Below are 18,395 nucleotides of genomic sequence, written 5' to 3'. Positions count from 1 at the left end.
TATATAAAAAAATTAATCCCTATAAAAAATTTAAATTTTAGATATTCGGCTCAAATTAGATAACCAGTTTCGGGAAAGCTCAAAATTTTTGACATATAACCAGGATGGTCATATAAATGAGAACTCGAATAGCATTTAAACCGGTAGAGATTCTTGTAGTAGAAGACAGCAAAGGCGATATTGGACTAATAGAAGAAGGTTTCGAAGATGCAAAAATCGGGAACATTCTTCATATTGTAGAGGACGGAGAAGAAGCAATCGCTTTTTTACGTGGCGAAGGACAGTTTTCAGGTTCCCCGCGCCCGGATATAATACTTCTGGACTTAAATTTACCAAAAAAAGACGGGCGCGAGGTTCTTGAGGAAGTGAAAGGCGACGATGAACTTAAAAACATACCTATTGTGGTTTTAACTACTTCCAAAGCTGAGGAGGACATCCTGAGATCTTATAATCTGCACGCCAATGCATATATTACTAAACCTGTTGACTTTGATCAGTTTCTAGACGTAGTTAAGTCCATAGAAAATTTCTGGCTTGAGATTGTAAAGTTGCCATCTAAGTAAGGCCAGAATAACCCGGATAGGACGGTTTGACTATGTATAAAAAGGTAGAAATCTTGCTTTTTGAGGATAATCCCGGGGATGCAGGTTTAATTGAAGAGATGCTCGAAGGATTCACCGACTTTCAGTACGAATTTAAAACCGTTCAGACCCTTAATGAAGGTTTAAGCCTTCTTAAAGAGAATCGGTTTGATATAATATTATCTGACCTGGGATTGCCAGACAGCGACGGTATTGATACTTTTCTTGAAATTCATGCAAGGAATTCACGAATTCCCATTATAATTCTGACAGGAATGAATGATGAAAATATCGGAATTGAGGCTGTAAAGACAGGTGCTCAGGACTATCTGGTCAAAGGGCAGGTAGATGGCAGATTATTGAAACGTTCTATCCAGTATTCCATTGAGCGTAAAAAAGCAGAGGAAAGAGTTCAGAACTTAGCGAATATAGTGGAATTTTCAAATGATGCCATTGTAACCCGGTCTCTTGATGGTTTCATTACCAGCTGGAACCTTGGGGCAGAGCAAATCTATGGGTATCCAGCTGAAGAAATTTTGGGAAAGCCTGCAACAGTCTTAATGCCTTCCATCCTGGTAAATGAATCACAAAAACTGACTGAAATGATAAAACAGGGAGAAAAGATTCACCAGTATGAGACTTCACGGTTAAGAAAAGACGGTACGGTTATAGATGTCTCAATGACTCTTTCTCCGGTTTTTGATATTTTCGGAGAGCTTATGGCTATCTCGGTTATCGCCAGAGACATAACCGAGAGTAAAAAAGCCGAAGAAAGGCTTCACAATAGTGAGGAAAGATATCGGATTGTTACGGAACAGACAGGTCAGTTAATATATGAGCACGATGTCGAGGAAAATAAAATCTACTGGGCAGGCACCATAGAAGAGATTACAGGATATACTCAGGAAGAACTGCTGGACACCGGTATTGAACTATGGATAAACAATGTCCACCCTGAAGACCAGAAGAAAGTCTGGAATCAAAAGATAAACGGCTGCAGCTATGACTTAAGGAACACTGAAAATAAGAGGAATTTCCACCTTGAGTATCGTTTTAGAAGGAAGGACGGAGAATATATCCATGTTGAAGATCATGGGGTCTGTCTTCAAAAGGGAAATTATCTTACAAACAAAGTCCTCGGAATAATGAAGGATATCACAGAGCGTAAGCGGATAGAAGAAGAACTGCGAAAGTCCGAGGAACGCTTTCGTCTCGCTCTGAGAGGCTCAAGCATTGTTATGTTCAGTCAGGACCTTGAGCTGAGGTACACATGGGTGTACAACCCTGCGCCGGGCTTCAAAGTCGAGGATGTCCTGGGTAAGCGTGACTATGAGATATATCAGCCAGAGGATGCTGAGATATTTACCGCTATCAAGCGTCAGGTATTAGCCAGTGGCACAGGTAGACGTGACGAGGTAGTCACCCATAGGTCAGCTTCCGCTGGTGGTAATCTGGTCCATGATATGACCACGGAACCGCTGCACGACGCCACAGGAAACATTATTGGGGTCATCTGCGTCGCAATGGATATTACTGAGAAAAAGGAAGCTGAAAATTTCCTGAAAAAAATTGAAGAAGCCCGTAAAAAGGAAATTCATCATAGAATTAAAAATAATCTGCAGGTAATCTCGTCTCTGCTAGACCTGCAGGCTGAAAAATTCGCTGTCAATGAGGTTTATGACACTCCAAAGGTGCTTGCAGCTTTCAGGGACAGCCAGAACAGGGTTATTTCTATGGCTTTGATCCACGAAGAACTGTATGGGTCAAAAGAAGTCAGTACTCTTAATTTTGCGACTTACCTTCAAAAACTGATTGAGGAGCTCTTCAGGTGTTACAACGTTGGAGCTTCGGAAGTCAAAATGGTTCTGGAAATAGAGGAAAATATTTTCTTTGATATGGATACTGCAGTTCCGTTAGGAATGATTGTTAATGAGCTGGTCTCAAATTCCCTCAAACATGCATTTCCAGGTGGGAAAACAGGAGAAATTAAAATAAAACTCTCACGGGAAATAAGTGAAAAATCTGAAGATAACGGAATTGAAGATAGTAACGAAGCATGTAAAAGTACCAGTTATATCCTGGTCGTTTCAGATAACGGAGCAGGCATACCTGAGAGCATCAGTCTGGAAGACTCCTATACCCTTGGAATACAACTGGTAACCATCCTGGTAGACCAGTTAGACGGAGAACTTGACTTGAACAGGGACTCTGGAACTGAGTTCACTATAAAAATCACAGTAGCGGAAAAGAAGTAAAAACATGTCAGTGAACGCAAATCGATAGAGACGTTTATTTTACAGTTAAACTTTTTTCAATAGATTGCATTGTCAATAATATAACAAACTATACAACACCAGCTGGTGCGTTGATTCCGGAGTATGTCAAAAATGAGCTTTTTAAAAACCACGGAAAGCATGGAAGACACGGAAGGCATGGAAGATACAGAAGACACGGATGATACAGAAGACACGGATGATACAGAAGACACGGATGATACAGAAGACACGGATGATACAGAAGACACGGATGATACAGAAGACACGGATGATACAGAAGACACGGATGATACAGAAGACACGGATGATACGGAAAAATAAGTAGTAAATGTGTGGTTCTTCCGTGCTTTCCGCGTTTTCCGTGGTTGTAATATCCAGATAAAATCACTCTTTCGAATCACTCTTTCGAATCACTCTTTCGAATCACTCTTCGGACGACTGCATTTTTCGTGTTACAAAATTCCATGTGACTTTAAAATAATGTTTGCGTCATAAGCTGTAATTATTTAATTAGTATGTATTTATTTCAGAATCGATGCACTCGTTCTTTCTTCATAGCCCTTTTATGGTTCCCATCCCTCAGCTTCTAAAGCTTCCAGTACTGTATAAACTCTACGATCTGTAGTTCCGCTTTGTTCTGCTATTTCATCTATGGCTGCTTTAGGAATCAGTCCGTCACTCTCTGCTTTACGCTGGACTAATAATGAAGCTATTTCATTGAATGTCTTTTTAGCCCCGTTAAATTTTTTATTCTCGCCATCGTCTTCTGTACCTGATAAATTCAGAAACTCCCTTGCAAATTGTTTTGACGTTTCACTAACATTCACTCCCTTCTCAGGTGTCCATTCTAAAAAATCCAGTTTGCAAGCTTGCAACTCTGCAAGATATATTTCTTCATTTTGATCTCCCATAAAGTTTACCAACTCCTAAAATTAAGATTTCTGTTTGATTCTATTTTTCTATTACTAATTGGGTGTCAAATAGTAAAGTACTTTTTTAATTCAGGATTCTATCGAAAGTATGAGCTCATTCCAAAACCAACTTTTATTTCCAAATTCATAAATGTTTCATTAAAATATTTTTATTAAAATTGGCGTTAATATCACAATTTTTTTCGAATCTTAGTACTTAACAATCAATCATATTGATTACATAAAACCGTCTTAGACTTTTTTCTTTTTATTTGTCAAAAACCACTAACTTTCCCAATAGCATATTATGCACATGAATAAAATACTTTTAAATATAATATATGCCCGGCAATTTTAACCATATAAACTCTCTCATGAACCCCAATTCATGAACCCCAATTCTAAAAAATGAACAGGAGGCATTTAGATACAATACAGCATGGGAATTGATGCAGGAGGCACCTATACTGATTCGATCATCATTCGGGATTCCGATGGCAAAGTGATGGATTCGAACAAGGCGCTTACCACTTATCCTGACCTGCTCACAGGAATTAAAAATTCCATAGACGGGCTGGATGAGAAATATTTAAAAGACGTAAAAATGGTTTCGGTCTCAACAACGCTTGCTACAAACACAATCCTTGAAAAAAATGGCTATCCTGTAGGGTTGATCCTCGTAGGAGATTATGAAATTCCGGAAAGGAAGGATATTGAGTTTTATACTATCGTAAAAGGAGGGCACGACCATCACGGAGCCGAACTGGTTTCTCTTGATATGGAAGCTGTGGAAGCTTTTGTCAGTAAGGTTAGGGATAAGGTTTCAGCCTTTGCAGTCTCGTCCTATTTCAGTATCAGAAACCCTGCTCATGAATTGGCAGTCAAAGCCCGCATCCAGGAACTTACCGGGATGCCTGTGGTCTGTGGGCACGAACTTTCCCTTGACCTTGGAGCCTATGAAAGAGGGATTACAGCCTACCTGAATGCCCAGTTGATTCCTATTGCAAACCAGTTTATCCGCTCAATCAGGGAAGAAATCTCCAGGCGGGGAATGGACTCAAGGCTGTTGATGCTCAAATGCGACGGTTCGGTAGTGGGCATTAACGAAGCCCTGGAAAAACCAATCGAGTCTATCTTTTCGGGCCCTGCAGCAAGCCTTGTAGGAGCGTCCCATCTTTCGGGGCTTGAGACCTGTGCAGTTATTGACGTAGGCGGGACAAGTACGGATGTTTCCATGCTCGAAAACGGGCTTCCTGAACTCTGTGAAGAGGGCGCTGTAGTCGGAGGCTGGCAGACAAAGGTAAAAGCTATCCGGATGGAAACCTCAGCAATGGGAGGGGACAGCCATGTCTGGATCAGGAACATGAAAATAAATATCGGCCCAAGGCGAGTTATCCCACTCTGCGTTGCAGCGGTTAAATACCCTGGTTTTCTTGAAGTCCTGAGAAAAGGAAGAATTCCTGGAGCTATGCACCTTGACGAAAATGTGCAACCTACTAAGTTTTTTGTAAGGACAGGCATTGAACCCTCAGACCTCGGAAAATTTGAAGCAGAACTCTTTGACAGGATAGGAGATTTTCCGGCATCGCTTAATGATATTTTCTGGGAGACCAGGAAAACGCTTTCTCCGGGTCTGCTTGATTCGCTCATAAGAAAACGCCTGGTCCAGGCAATCGGTTTCACTCCAACCGATGCGCTTCATGTGCTCGGAGAATATACAGCCTGGGACCAAGAAGCCTCAAGGGTAGGAGCAAAACTTCTGGAACGATATACCGAGACCGACCATATCGAGATCTGCAAACAGATAAAACAGGACGTTGCAAGGAACATGGCCTTAAACCTGGTATCTTTTATCCAGACGGACGTGCCGTCCTCCGAAATCGAGAAAATCCTGCTTTCTGACAGGTTTACACAGTTCAAAATGAAAATCCCTGTGGTGCTGATAGGAGGCCCTGTAGTTGCATACACCAGGGAGTTGAAACAAATTCTCGATGCCGATATCATAATCCCGGAGCATGCCGAAGTAGGAAACGCGGTCGGAGCCGTTGTAGGCAAGGGCATAAAAAGAATTGAAATCCTGATCAAAAGCGCCTACTCAAAAGATAAGAAAAGGCTCGTTCTTCTGTTTTCGCCTCAGGGCAGGGAAACCTTTGGAAGCTATCCAGACGCTCTGGAATATGCCGATGTTCTGGGAAGAAAGCTCATCATGGAATACATGACCGAAGCCGGGCTCGACAAAGGGCAGATCCAGATCGAAGTCAGTAGAAAAGATATATCTCTTAGTGAAGCAGGGGCAGTACCCTTAGAGACAAAGCTTGTTTTCGTTGGAGTTGGAATGCCAAAAGTTTGAGTTCCGGAAATCTCCCGGAATATTTATATTTACCCTCAATAGTGCAATAATGCAATAATTAATTCAGTGTTTGGTCTTGAGTCTCTCACCAGCTCCTGAGGACCGAACAGAATTGGACGTAATGTCCTGGACGTAATGTCCTGGACGTAATGTTCTGGACGTAATGTCCTGATTTTGCGGTCAGAACATCAGCAAGTAATTAAAAATGGCATAAAAGGAACAGCATTACAAATGGCGAGGAAAGAGTAATGCAAAACCGCCAGAAAGTAAATGTGGAGATATAAAAATGGAATGCAGTTCAAAAATGGCATATGATCTGGGCATTGATGCAGGTGGAACTTATACTGATTCGGTTTTAATCAGGAAATCGGATGGAAAAGTTGTATGCTCAAACAAGGCCCTCACAACTTATCCTGATCCTATAGAAGGAATAAAGAAGTCAATTGACGGACTTGACCCGGAAAAGATAAAACTCGTGACTGTAGTTTCGGTTTCAACTACTCTTGCCACCAATACTATTCTTGAAGGAACAGGATATCCTGTTGGGCTCATCCTTATCGGAAATTATGATGTTCCTGAAGATTCGGGAATTGAGAACTGGATTATGGTAAAGGGAGGGCATGACAGTAATGGCGAAGAAGTCGCAGCCCTTGACCTGCCAGCAGTCGAAAAATTCGTACTTGAAATAAAAGACAGGGTATCGGCTTTTGCAGTCTCTTCTTACTTCAGTGTGAGAAATCCGGAGCATGAGCTGCGTGTAAAAACCCTGATCCAGGAATTGACAGGGCTGCCCGTTGTCTGCGGGCATGAACTGGCCCAGTCGCTCGGGGCTTATGAAAGGGGAGTTACTGCCTACCTCAATGCCCAGCTCTTGCCTGTAGCAGAGGGCTTCTTAAAAACGATAGTAACTGAGATCGAAAGAAGAGGCCTCAACCCGAGAATTGCCATGCTCCGCTGCGACGGTTCTGTAGTAAGCATGCAGGAGGCTATGAAAAAACCCATCGAATCGGTCTTTTCAGGCCCCGCAGCAAGTCTCCTTGGAGCTTCCTATCTGTCCGGGCACGAGACCTGCACTGTAATTGACGTCGGAGGAACAAGCACGGATGTCTCCCTGGTCCATAAAGGACTGCCAGACCTCAGTGAGGCAGGAGCAGTTGTGGGAGGCTGGCAAACAAAAGTCAGAGCTCTGCGTATGGAGACTTCGGCTATGGGCGGAGACAGTCATATCTGGGTCCAGAGTGGCAATATACACATAGGCCCCAGGCGGGTTATCCCTCTCTGCAGGGCAGCAGTCCTGTACCCCGATTTTATGAACACTCTGAAAAAGCGCTGGATTCCGGACAGGCTCAAGCTGGACGAACATATCCAGGCAACAAAATTCTTTGTCCGGACAGAGCAGAAACCTGTCAATTTGAACCGGGAAGAAAAAGAGCTCCTTGCCCTTATACGGGATGAACCGCGTTCCCTCAAAGATGTCTACTGGGACAAAAGTATCCTCCCTCCAAAGAGAGTAATGGATTCTCTAATCCAGAAGCGGCTTGTTCAGGTAATCGGTTTTACCCCAACAGATGCGCTTCATGTGCTTGGTGAATATACTGAATGGAATGTTGAAGCTTCGGAAATCGGAGCTACTCTGCTTGCAAACTTCATAGGGATTGACAGGGATGAGTTCTGCCTAAATGTTAAGCGGCTCTTTGCCAGAAACATGGCCCGAGACCTTATTGCTTTTCTGATGGAAGGAGTGGACAGGAAAGAAATTGAAAAAATGCTTGATGGCAATTTCTTCGCTCGTTTTAAAGTGGATATCCCTGTTGTCCTGCTTGGAGGACCTGTAAGGGCATATGTGGACGAACTGAAGAAGCTTATAGATGCCGAAGTCTTTGCTCCTGAACACTCAGAGGTTGGAAATGCTGTTGGAGCTCTTGCAGGAAAAGGGACAAAACGCATTGAGATAACAGTACGCACGCTTTACAGTGAGTCCAAGTATGACCTTAAAACAAAAGGGATCTTTGTGTACACACCTGTAGGAAGGAGGCATTTCATAATCCGGAGTGAAGCCGTGGAGTTTGCTGAGGAGTTTGGAAGAAAGCTGATTCTTGATTATATGGCCGAATCCGGGCTTCTCCCTGACCAGGTTACAGTTAATGTACAAAAAAAAGATATAAAAGTCCATGCAGGTGAAATTCCGATAGAGACAAGATTTATCTTTGAAGGGGTTGCAAATTCTAATGTCTATGAAAAAGCTCTTTCTGGGCAGAGGAAAAAAGATGATGGCTTTACAGACCTAAACAGGCAGGTCCATTCTCTGGGTTGCAATTCCTGTGGAGAATTCTCTATCTCTGAAAATTATGAGTAAAAAGGGTAAAGTTCATAACTGTGGCTTACGTTTCAGAAATTAAAGATATAACTATGAGCTCAGTAGTTTAACTTACAACAATTAAAAAATTTTTAAACTAATTTGAAAATTTTATAATATGTGTCGGTTGCTCATACAATGGAAACCGCACAGTAAATGCATAAATCTCTTAAGGATAGGACTTACGCACTTGAGAAGCAAAATCAATTAAGGCAAAAACTGTGGATTAAAGTCGGTTTTTAGGCAGTTAACGGTCTGAAGCTATTGATTCTTCATTTCAACTGCGTAAGTCCTGAAGGAGTTAACATGATCCCAAAAAAATCATTTTTGACAAAGGGTACAGGGGTACACAAAGACCGATTAGCATCTTTTGAACTTGCGCTAAGGGCTGCAAAAATTGAGAAATTCAATCTTGTAAGTGTTTCAAGTATTCTGCCCCCGAATTGCAAAGTTGTACCCAGAGAAGAAGGACTTGCAGAGTTAAAACCTGGTGCCATTGTCCATTGTGTACTTGCAAGGAATGATACTAATGAGCCTCATCGTTTAATGGCTGCAGCCATAGGGACTGCAGTTCCTGTAAATGAAGACAACTACGGGTACATTTCCGAACATCATTCTTTTGGAGAAGAAGAAATTATTGCAGGAGAATATGCTGAAGACCTGGCGGCAACAATGCTTGCGACCACCCTTGGAATAGAGTTTAACGCAGAAATGGCCTGGCATGAGAGAGAGCAGGTCTACAAGGCGAGCGGGCATATCTTTGACACATTCCATATGTGCCAGACCGCAAACGGCGACAAGGATGGAAAATGGACCACGGTTGTAGCTGCAATGGTTTTCGTCACAATATAAGTCACAGAATAAATGAGTTGAGAAAGACAAATTAAAAACTTTAAGAAACTATGTTTTAGAAACGAGGTCATGACAATTTAAATTTAGTGCGTTTTTATATACTTAAAATGTTATAGAGCTCTTTATGGTGAAAATCAAACTTAAAGATAACGAGGAGCAATACCTCCAGGACTTTGTTAAAAAAGGACAGAAAAATGCAAGAGAATTGATCAGAGCACGAATTCTATTACTTGCAAATAAGAATAAAAAGAATCTGGAGATCGCTGAAATACTGAATGTCGGCAGGAATACCGTTGGGAGAACCAAGAAGAGATATTTGGAGGAAGGTCTCCAAAGAGCTCTTCAAGATAATCCAAGAACTGGTCAACCCATAAAATATACAGAGAAACACATTGCAGAAATCATAGCTCAAGCATGTACTACACCTCCTGATGGAAGAAATAAGTGGACACTTGCACTGCTGACTGAAGAATTGCAGAAAAAAGAAGGTTTTGAGACAATAAACAAAGAGAGCATCAGGCTTGTTTTAAAAAAAGCAAAACTAAGCCCTGGTCGAAGAGAAAGTGGTGCATCCAAAATATAGGCGCAGAATGTAGGAAAAGAATGTATGACGTTCTCAGTCTTTGAAGAAGACTATGATCCGGAAAAACCTCATTGTATCTCATTGTGAAGTTGCATTATTTGGCCTCGGACTTATAGATATGAATCTGGCATCACAAATGCCGTAAATTTGAGATTTTATTGAAAGTTTCCATCGTAACACCAGAGCCACTTTGCAAAGGTTTATTTTTTACATAATTTGACTATCCTTAGCCAATCTACGATTAAATCTTTAAGTTTATATACAATGAAGTACTCTTAGCGTATTGGGCATCTGGGAAGGTCATAAGAGACCTTTTAACTCTTTTTAATAACCCCCCATACCCCCCAACTCCCCAATAACCGGATGCCCAATCCCCATTAATGCTATGTTCAATATTTTTATCTTCAATATTATTTATCCAGAATGTTACCTTCTTTTTCACATTGCTAGAACATCTTTAGCTTTGTCTGCCATATGATTTCATATAGATTTCAGGTTCGATCCGAATGGAGTCAAACTGATATTGGGTTACAACTTATATTGGATTACAACTTATATTGGATTACAACTTATATTGGGTTACAACTGATATTGAAATTGTTTTTAGAGCTTGTTTTTGCAATTCGTTTATGCACTTTTTCGTTACATGAAACGGATATCGAGTTCCTGAAAAATGAATTTCCATCTTACCTTAAGGAGTGCAATCTGGACAATTCTTAAACAAACTTGTCCTATTCTATATATTACATTAGACTTTTCCACGAATAACAAACCGAAAATACACGCACCTGACCATAGAAGTGCTTGACGCCAGCGAGCTGAGATTCCTGGACCTTACCACGTCCACCGAATCAGCAGGAATGATAAAGCGGTTTAAGCTCATGATACTGGTTTTTTAGTTAAGCTACGTACTGCATAGCTCTTGTGCTTTCATTAATCGTAAAGTAGCTTCTTATGCATGTGCCTGGAAAATAAAATAAGCAAATTTTTCACTTTTTTGTAAGATCTAATGATTTAAAGAGGTTTTTTCCATGTTATTTCTATTATTTATTCAGATATATGGATTTTAAAGTTTAAAAAAACTTATTTTCCCTAAAAACTTCCATTAAATCCCATTTTGCTTGAAAAAACCTATATTCAGGCAAAAAATGCTTAATCGATAACAGAAACGGTAATTCTAAGACACAACCATAAAGCAAATTGTTGATCGTATATAAAGAGCAAATACAACCCGATTTTTTTGAATCTGTTAAAAGGCTTATATACCTTAGATCCTGGCAGTTCGCCTTGAAACACCAATGTTAAGGCGGTTTATAAGCATTAAACACGTTATATGTCGATAAAAATAAGTTTTAAGTTTTAAAAACATTTATTTTACGAATTAAATCATTTAAAACTATTATTTTATTAATTAAACCCTTTTAAGCTATTTTTTAGTATAAGTATATTTATATTTAATATAACGAATTTTAAAATTGTCAAGCTGCGTGTAGTCGGCAGGACAACTAGAACAAGTGAATTGAACAGAGTAAATTTAACAGGTAATTTAAGGTATAAAACAAAATCACGTAATATAATCAAAATAAAATAAAAACCAAAGAAATAAATAACGTTTTATAAATAAAAAGAGTTTAAATAAATTTCTGGAGAATAAATTTTTGGAGTGAGGTATGTGTTAGAAATGAAAAAGACATTGGGAATTTTCCTGGCAGTCTGTTTTGTACTGTCAGTGACAGTTGCATCAGTCAGTGCAGCTCCTTGGGACAATAATAAGAACAAAAAGGATGGAAATAAATTTAAGTTTGACAACTACAACGGAAAGAAGTGGGATAACGACAAGAGAAAATTTGATAACGATAAGAGAAAGTGGGATAACGATAAGAGAAAGTGGGATAACGACAGGAAAAAGTGGAACAATAAGAAACATGGCAAAGAGTACAACAAATGGTACAAAATGTATATGAGCTGGTTCATCAGCTACAATACGTTCTGCAGTTCTTACAACAAATTCTATAGCTACTACTACGAGTACTCCTATGTATTCTACAGCAGATAAAAGCCACTACGTAAAAGCCACTATGTAAAAGTCACTATAAAAAACGATGAGGATTGGCTGTATAAAAAATTGGCTGTATAAGAAGGTAGTTATCTCGTCATACACCCCTCTATTAAATAAACAACAATCTGGATAAAGAAATGGGTTCGATTAAAGTTTGGAGTGGGTCATGTATTGAAAATAAAACAGATGCTGGGAGTTTTCCTGGCATTCTGTTTTGTACTGTCTTGCACGGTAAGTAACAATTTTATCATTAAGTTAAGTATAGCACCCTGCAACAATGACAGGAACAAACGAGATAACAGTAATAGGTTTGAAGACAACGACAGGAAAATTTGATCCTATAATTGTGACAAAATATTTTACTATGCGATTATCCTCATAATGTCATCATAAAAACCAATGCAGCCTTGAATTGGAAATCATTTTATCCATAGGGGATGGTGAAGATCCTTTTTGTTTTTTAATCTTCTTTTTCCTGTTTTTTGCCTTTTTAAGCCTTCTTCTTCCACGTATTTCTCCTTTTTGTGCAGGGCCGCCAGACAAACTGGCGGATGTTTTCGATATTACAGGAGTTAAAAATCGGGTTCAGGAAGTAAAATAACTCAAGTTTTATTGCTTTTGTTCTGCTCTTTCAGAGCTTTTTGCCGTTTAACGAATCTGGCTCCCATCTCAAAGGCTTTCTGGCAGTCCTGAGGGAATACTTCTTTTCGCCTATTTGCCTTTTCCTGAGGATTGAAAACAGACGAAGCGTATTTTGAATAATCATCAAACTGGTATGTATCTGTGCTGCATAACGATTCTGAATACCCAAATATCCTTGTTGCAACCCATTCGTTTGCCTCAATAAGCTTATTAGTCCCAACCAGCTCAAAAAGGTCCTCAGTGATGTTCATAGTGTAGATAAAACCAACAGGAATATTTTTGGGATAAAATGTTTGTATGTCAGTAGAGTAGGTTATATACGGGAATATATAGCGCTCCATAAAGGACCGCATTTCTCCTGTGGAATTTCCAAGGTAAATTGGCGATCCGAGTATTACAGCATCGGCTTCCTCCAGCCTTTCAAGTACAGGTGTCAGTTCATCCTTTACTGCGCACTTTCCAAAGCTTTTTCCACCTTTTAATTTGCAGGCAAAACAACTTATACAGCCTTTAAAGTCAAGGTCATAGAGGTGGATTAATTCGGTTTCTGCACCTTCTGAAGCTGCACCTTCAAGGGTTTTTTCCAGCAGGGTGGCTGTGTTCCAGTTCTTTCGAGGACTTCCGTTTATTGCTATCACTTTCATGACTTTTACCTCGGGTTTTTAACTTTCTTTACATTTATATTCGCAATATAGGTACGTTAGGCAATACAGGTCCTTAGTTTTCTTTATGTAATCACTATGGTTATAAGTTTCACTACGTTACAGATTATTGGGATCATGGGCGAGTTTTATCTGAAAACTTTGAAAAGTTATAGGTTTCACTACTTTACAGATTACTACAGTATTCTCTCAATAGCCAGAAACAGAAAAACTTGGAAAAAAGAACAGTTTTTTAGAAAGTTTTTCTCCGAAGTCGAGTAGTGAATTTCGACCAACAAGAACGGAGGGAAAAATAACGTCACAAATAACACCACAAATAACGTCACAAATAACACCACAAATAACGTCACAAATAACGTCACAAATAACGTCACAAATAACGTCACAAATAACGTCACAAATAACGCCACAAATAACGCCACAAATAACACCACAATGGGCAGGCTGTTGAACCCTGGGAAAGTTTCCGAGCCAGATTCTTTGGTCTACCTGCGCTTTTTTCTCGGATTATAGATAATTTTTTAAATAAGTAGTGGAAATATATAAATTATTTAGTAAGTGGATCTGTTTCATATAATAATGTGAAAAACTCCAATTATAATTCCAGTATTTTTAAGATTCTACATATAAGGAACAAAGGAACAAAAACGGCCTCCCAGTCCACTGAAGCTTTTCCAGAGTTGAGAGTCTCATGAATAAGCAAAAAGCCATACTGATATTATTATTGCTCCCGCTCATTCTATTTATGCTGTTTCTCTACGGCCCTTTCTTATTAATGGATTTACTTGACAGTTCCTGGTACTACTCCGAAGAAGTTGATATTGGGTCTTTTGACTACAATTCCGTACTTACGAAAGCGGAGAAAGCTGGTTATGAGATAGAAGGTTCATGGCCCTGGCCCGGAAACTTTTCGGGCTTTGAACCAGGAGATGTCTCTGAAGTCCGGGAAAACTTCGGAAGTGCTGTTCTTGTGCAGAATATAAGGCTTAACTATAAAGATGACTCCGAGCTTATGGTCTTTGTATGTGAAAACGGAACTGAAACCGGGATTAAAACCTGTATTGCAGTCTCGAATTTTAGCCATTCCGACCCCAAGTCTCCGTTACAGCTATCGGAATTTCCTGATGACTCCTGGATGCTTGAAAAATTAGGGCTCCTCTTCGGCTCGGATGAAAAAGCTTCGGAAAAGTATCTTGAGGCTCTGAAAAAAGCTGCACAAAATCAGACATGGGACGCCGAAATACAGGTAAACGAGTCCCCGGATTTTCCGGCTGTATATGCCTATCTTGCGGAAAACAGTGATGATTCCAGTTACGACAATTACGTTTTGAGTTTTTATGGATACCCCAAGATAGGTTCGGATACGAAAGAAGTTTTTTTAAAGGACGGGAACCAGGTAGGTTTAGTAAGGTATTTTGTCCCAAAGGCAGGGGTCGTGACTTATGATAAGGAGAACAGGTACATGGGGAACAGATACATAGGAAATAAGTACATAGTTGAACTTGATTCTTCAGGAAAGGTCAGGCTCGAAATCATAATGCATGTCGGAAGCGTCGGAGAATCGATACCTGAAAAGAAATATCGCGCATTTTTCAGGGAGATGTTTGAAGAAATAGGACTTCCTCCTGAAGCAGTGGGCAACTTTGAATTTTTACACACTTCTTTAATGATGTAATGAAACTGCCTGAAGCTTAAGGAATTTTTTCTCTCCCTGCCTGAAGCTTAAGGAATTTCTTTATCTCCCTACCCGAAGCTTAAGGAATTTTTTATCTCCCTATCCGAAGCTTAAGGAATTTCTTTATCTCCTGGGATCTGGAGTTTGTAAATAATTTGAATAACATGAAAACGGGATAAGAAACAGGAACTCTAATATAAGGATAACTAAAAATATATAATATATCCTGTTAACTTATTATAAAAATAAATTAACAACCCCCATAAAAATTCCAGGCTAATGACATTATGATACGTAAAAAGCTTCATCGCTATGCCATGTTGAAACGATATGGCCAGATAATCGAGGTTCTCCAGAAGTATGGGTTTGGATATGTTGTTGAAAAGATAGGTTTGAGCAGTATCAGGGATTTGACCTATAAGTTTAACAATAAAGATAAGATGGACAGGCTCAACACTTCAGGCCCGGTTAGAATACGTAAGATACTTGAGGAACTGGGTCCGACCTACATTAAGTTAGGTCAATTACTGAGCATGAGACACGACCTTATTCCTCTGGAATATGCTGCCGAGTTTGCAAAACTTCAGGACGAGGCGCCTTCTTTTGAATTTGAAGAAGTCGAGCTAATTATAAGAGAAGAACTCGGCCATCCCATTGAAGAATTATTTGAGTGTTTTGAGAAAAAACCACTTGCCTGTGCATCCATTGGTCAGGTGCATAGGGCAAAGATAAAAGATGGCGATGAGGTTGTCGTGAAAGTCCAGCGTCCTGGCATAAAGGAAGTAATCGAATCTGATCTGGACATTATGTACAGTATAGCCAGGCTTGTTGATGAACATATGCCAGAGGCAAGATTATACAGGCCGATTGAGATTGTTGACGAGTTATCTCGCAGTATTCTTGCAGAAATTGATTATACTCAGGAAGGCTGGAATGCAGACCGTTTTGCAGACAATTTCAGGGAAAATAGCCAGGTCCATATTCCACGGGTTTACTGGGACTATACAAACACATGTGTGTTGACGCTGGAATATATCAAAGGTATAAAAAGTAGCCGTGTGGATTTACTGGACAGACAGGGCTTTGATAGGAGCACTATAGCTTCTGTAGTCATAGAAGCTTTCATGCAGCAGGTATTTGAAGATGGCTTTTTCCATGCAGACCTGCATCCCGGAAACATCCTTATAATGGAAAACGGGATCGTAGCTTTTCTTGATTTTGGAATGACAGGCCACCTTTCCTCGGAAATATGCGATATGTTTCTGGATGGCATGGTAGCTTTAGTTAATGGAGATAGTTCGTTGTTCATCGAGTTACTCCGAGATATGGGTTGTATAGACTCTTATGCAGACACAAGGTTATTGAAAGAGGATGTTGAATCTTTTCGATCCAAATACTATGGTAAGTCTCTTAAAAACCTTGATGCCTCCATGATAATTGAAGAATTGATAAGCATTTTAAGAGACCACCAGGTTGCGATGCCTCATAATATAGTCTTACTGGTTAGAGGTATAGTGGCTGTTGAAAGCTTTGGACTTATAATGGACCCGGATTTAAATTTTAGCGAACTTCTCGAACCTTATGCAAAAAACGAATTGAAAAAGCGTTTTTATCCACAAAACCTGGCTCACAAAGCCTATAACAATATTTCAAGCTGGACACGTCTCTTTCGAAAAGCACCGAATAAAATCTCACATATACTTGATCATGCTGAAAATGGCTATTTGAAAATAAAATTTGAATCTGAGGAAGGCAACCGGCTGGTGTCCGAGATTGACGTTGCAAGTAATCGGTTATCTATCAGTCTGATTATCTCTGCTATGATTGTCGCTTCCTCTCTGGTCATTCAGACACATATGAGACCTCTTGTTTGGGGTGTTCCTTTTCTTGGCACATTCAGTTTCGTTGTTGCCAGCATCTTTGGACTGTGGCTTATATATAATATATTCAAGACAGGCAGGATATGACTTTCCAAATGTATACTTTGCAGAAAAATAGATAGCACGAAAAATTATGAATTTGAAATTTTACTGCAAAAAGTGGATTTTATTTGGGGATTTTATTTGGAGATTTTATTTGGATTTGATATTTTCTTTCTGCAGCGCTAGATCCAGAACTTTTTCGAATTCTTGCTGATCCCTGAGTCCAAGAATTCTGGCCGTGAACCTGTCCTTGCTGACGTTTCCATCCTCTTGCATATATACGTATTCTCCGTTTTCAATACCTATGATCACAGATGAGTCAGGAATAGAGCTTATTCCGAAATACTCAATAAATTCAGGGCTTTGTTCTAGATCTACAGACATGATCGTTGCTTTTCCTTCATATTTATTTGCCAGTTCCTGAAGGATAGGCTCCATTTTCTGGCATGGCCCACACCATTCGGCGCCGATTTTCAAAAAGACCGGGCCTTTCTCAAGTGATGTATTTATCTGCTCAAGTTCGGTCGTATTGACAATGGAACCATTATAATGAAGTTCGGTTGTATTGACAACATAACCATTATCATGAGATTCTTGAGTAGGGTTTGGCTCAGTACAACCAGCTGTAAAAAGCACAGCTATAATCAGAATTGATAATATAACTAATTGCTTCATGTTGATCGTCTGCTACTACATGATTAATGTTTTATTTTCTATAGGATTTCCGCAGTAAAACTGAAAGCAAATGTCTGAGTAAAACAACAAATAGCCATATTTATTGATATTCAATGAACTAACTTCTGTGAGTTGATTTTCTTTAATGATTGTATTGATTGCTTTTTTACATTTTTCATTAATTATCATACTTATATGCGAAGTTAAAACGAATATCAATAAATTTATTTGAGTAGGCTAAATTGTTATGTAGAGCCTATCCAAAAAGTCAATGGTGGCATGTTGTATCAGTTACAATAGTTTATAATATTAAATATCAGTTAATTTGTGCACGCTTCTAACTATAAAAGTTACAATAAGTATAATACTTTTTGACATACCCTAAAAAGTAAACTAAGATATAATTCCATAATCCTTATGTTTTTAACTTTAAACATGGCGATTTTTGATTTTTTGGCTTTGGTGGAGTTCCGGTTTTGTAAATCAGACTCTAACGACAGTCCAGGACTGTAAAAGAGCCGTCTTTTATTCCATTCTCGATACTATTTTGCATATTTTTCTATGAAGAAGAAAGACGTTTTTTCAAAGTTTTCTGGGTAAAAATTGGAAGAAAAATCAGGAGGAAATCAGGAAGGAAAATTAGAGAAAATCAGGAAGAAAAATCAGGAAGAAAAATCAGGAAGAAAAATCAGGAAGAAAAATCAAGAGGAAATCAAAAAGAAAAATCAGGAAGAAAAATCAAGAGGAAATCAAAAAGAAAAATCAGGAAGAAAAATCAAGAGGAAATCAAAAAGAAAAATTAGGAGGAAAAATTGGATGGGTATTATGGTCTGAAAACCATAAGCCCAATC

At 39.3% G+C, this 18,395-nt stretch carries 14 protein-coding genes and 1 pseudogene; 11 read left to right on the top strand and 4 right to left on the bottom strand.

Annotation, left to right across the window (positions count from 1 at the left end; genetic code table 11):
• Positions 1 to 116 precede the first annotated feature (116 nt).
• The 3 genes from MSVAZ_RS08425 to MSVAZ_RS20210 all read left to right on the top strand — a co-directional run bounded on the left by MSVAZ_RS08425 (position 117) and on the right by MSVAZ_RS20210 (position 3,178).
• Complete coding sequence (locus MSVAZ_RS08425; RefSeq protein ID WP_048120163.1) at positions 117 to 563, top strand: response regulator; 447 nt, start codon at positions 117 to 119, stop codon at positions 561 to 563.
• Positions 564 to 595: 32 nt separating this feature from the next.
• Positions 596 to 2,836 (top strand): PAS domain S-box protein, encoded by a 2,241-nt coding sequence (locus MSVAZ_RS20820; protein ID WP_052727927.1) that lies wholly within the window; start codon positions 596 to 598, stop codon positions 2,834 to 2,836.
• Between the two features lie 132 nt (positions 2,837 to 2,968).
• Positions 2,969 to 3,178 carry a hypothetical protein gene (locus MSVAZ_RS20210; protein WP_048120154.1) on the top strand — a complete coding sequence of 70 codons (210 nt, stop codon included), beginning with the start codon at positions 2,969 to 2,971 and terminating at the stop codon, positions 3,176 to 3,178.
• A 242-nt stretch (positions 3,179 to 3,420) separates the two neighbouring features.
• Here MSVAZ_RS20210 and MSVAZ_RS08410 read toward each other — a convergent pair whose 3' ends face one another.
• Positions 3,421 to 3,780: a hypothetical protein gene (locus MSVAZ_RS08410; protein WP_232316261.1), complete on the bottom strand. Its 360-nt coding sequence runs from the start codon at positions 3,778 to 3,780 to the stop codon at positions 3,421 to 3,423.
• Between the two features lie 427 nt (positions 3,781 to 4,207).
• Here MSVAZ_RS08410 and MSVAZ_RS08405 point away from each other — a divergent pair, with 427 nt between their 5' ends.
• The 4 genes and pseudogenes from MSVAZ_RS08405 to MSVAZ_RS08390 all read left to right on the top strand — a co-directional run.
• Entirely contained in the window at positions 4,208 to 6,118 is a 1,911-nt protein-coding gene (locus tag MSVAZ_RS08405; protein WP_232316260.1) for a hydantoinase/oxoprolinase N-terminal domain-containing protein, read from the top strand.
• A 304-nt stretch (positions 6,119 to 6,422) separates the two neighbouring features.
• Positions 6,423 to 8,474 (top strand): hydantoinase/oxoprolinase N-terminal domain-containing protein, encoded by a 2,052-nt coding sequence (locus MSVAZ_RS08400; protein WP_048123816.1) that lies wholly within the window; start codon positions 6,423 to 6,425, stop codon positions 8,472 to 8,474.
• Between the two features lie 306 nt (positions 8,475 to 8,780).
• A complete protein-coding gene (locus tag MSVAZ_RS08395; protein ID WP_048120148.1) occupies positions 8,781 to 9,326 on the top strand; it encodes a pyruvoyl-dependent arginine decarboxylase in 546 nt (181 codons plus the stop codon).
• A gap of 124 nt (positions 9,327 to 9,450) precedes the next feature.
• Positions 9,451 to 9,978: pseudogene (locus MSVAZ_RS08390) on the top strand (helix-turn-helix domain-containing protein); the annotation flags it as partial.
• A gap of 172 nt (positions 9,979 to 10,150) precedes the next feature.
• Here MSVAZ_RS08390 and MSVAZ_RS08385 read toward each other — a convergent pair.
• A complete protein-coding gene (locus MSVAZ_RS08385) occupies positions 10,151 to 10,351 on the bottom strand; it encodes a hypothetical protein (RefSeq protein ID WP_048120144.1) in 201 nt (66 codons plus the stop codon).
• Between the two features lie 1,239 nt (positions 10,352 to 11,590).
• On the opposite strand from MSVAZ_RS08385, the gene MSVAZ_RS08380 reads away from it, so the two are divergent.
• Positions 11,591 to 11,965 (top strand): hypothetical protein, encoded by a 375-nt coding sequence (locus MSVAZ_RS08380; protein WP_052727926.1) that lies wholly within the window; start codon positions 11,591 to 11,593, stop codon positions 11,963 to 11,965.
• 605 nt (positions 11,966 to 12,570) lie between these two features.
• Here MSVAZ_RS08380 and MSVAZ_RS08370 read toward each other — a convergent pair.
• Positions 12,571 to 13,254 (bottom strand): flavodoxin family protein, encoded by a 684-nt coding sequence (locus MSVAZ_RS08370; protein WP_048120139.1) that lies wholly within the window; start codon positions 13,252 to 13,254, stop codon positions 12,571 to 12,573.
• A 709-nt stretch (positions 13,255 to 13,963) separates the two neighbouring features.
• Here MSVAZ_RS08370 and MSVAZ_RS08365 point away from each other — a divergent pair.
• Together MSVAZ_RS08365 and MSVAZ_RS08360 are read left to right on the top strand one after the other, a co-directional pair.
• The gene (locus MSVAZ_RS08365) at positions 13,964 to 14,947 is read left to right on the top strand and encodes a hypothetical protein (protein WP_232316259.1); all 984 of its coding nucleotides are present in this window, start codon (positions 13,964 to 13,966) and stop codon (positions 14,945 to 14,947) included.
• A gap of 287 nt (positions 14,948 to 15,234) precedes the next feature.
• Positions 15,235 to 16,914, top strand: a complete 1,680-nt coding sequence (locus MSVAZ_RS08360; protein ID WP_048120137.1) for an ABC1 kinase family protein — start codon at positions 15,235 to 15,237, stop codon at positions 16,912 to 16,914.
• Between the two features lie 105 nt (positions 16,915 to 17,019).
• On the opposite strand, the gene MSVAZ_RS08355 is transcribed toward MSVAZ_RS08360, so the two are convergent.
• On the bottom strand, positions 17,020 to 17,544 hold the full coding sequence (locus tag MSVAZ_RS08355; protein WP_048120135.1) for a thioredoxin family protein: 525 nt from the start codon (positions 17,542 to 17,544) through the stop codon (positions 17,020 to 17,022).
• A 603-nt stretch (positions 17,545 to 18,147) separates the two neighbouring features.
• Here MSVAZ_RS08355 and MSVAZ_RS08350 point away from each other — a divergent pair.
• On the top strand, positions 18,148 to 18,378 hold the full coding sequence (locus MSVAZ_RS08350) for a hypothetical protein (RefSeq protein ID WP_048120132.1): 231 nt from the start codon (positions 18,148 to 18,150) through the stop codon (positions 18,376 to 18,378).
• Positions 18,379 to 18,395 lie beyond the last annotated feature (17 nt).

The organism is Methanosarcina vacuolata Z-761 (assembly GCF_000969905.1).
Classification (GTDB): domain Archaea; phylum Halobacteriota; class Methanosarcinia; order Methanosarcinales; family Methanosarcinaceae; genus Methanosarcina; species Methanosarcina vacuolata.
This window is presented reverse-complemented; position numbering and strand designations above follow the sequence as displayed.

Bases quoted from the DNA above. Each gene is read 5' to 3' on its own strand.
- MSVAZ_RS08395 (WP_048120148.1), top strand. From the start codon at position 8,781: ATGATCCCAAAAAAATCATTTTTGACAAAGGGTACAGGGGTACACAAA.
- MSVAZ_RS08360 (WP_048120137.1), top strand. From the start codon at position 15,235: ATGATACGTAAAAAGCTTCATCGCTATGCCATGTTGAAACGATATGGC.
- MSVAZ_RS20820 (WP_052727927.1), top strand. From the start codon at position 596: ATGTATAAAAAGGTAGAAATCTTGCTTTTTGAGGATAATCCCGGGGAT.
- MSVAZ_RS08425 (WP_048120163.1), top strand. From the start codon at position 117: ATGAGAACTCGAATAGCATTTAAACCGGTAGAGATTCTTGTAGTAGAA.
- MSVAZ_RS08365 (WP_232316259.1), top strand. From the start codon at position 13,964: ATGAATAAGCAAAAAGCCATACTGATATTATTATTGCTCCCGCTCATT.
- MSVAZ_RS08380 (WP_052727926.1), top strand. From the start codon at position 11,591: ATGAAAAAGACATTGGGAATTTTCCTGGCAGTCTGTTTTGTACTGTCA.
- MSVAZ_RS08355 (WP_048120135.1), bottom strand. From the start codon at position 17,544: ATGAAGCAATTAGTTATATTATCAATTCTGATTATAGCTGTGCTTTTT.
- MSVAZ_RS08400 (WP_048123816.1), top strand. From the start codon at position 6,423: ATGGCATATGATCTGGGCATTGATGCAGGTGGAACTTATACTGATTCG.
- MSVAZ_RS20210 (WP_048120154.1), top strand. From the start codon at position 2,969: ATGAGCTTTTTAAAAACCACGGAAAGCATGGAAGACACGGAAGGCATG.
- MSVAZ_RS08405 (WP_232316260.1), top strand. From the start codon at position 4,208: ATGGGAATTGATGCAGGAGGCACCTATACTGATTCGATCATCATTCGG.
- MSVAZ_RS08370 (WP_048120139.1), bottom strand. From the start codon at position 13,254: ATGAAAGTGATAGCAATAAACGGAAGTCCTCGAAAGAACTGGAACACA.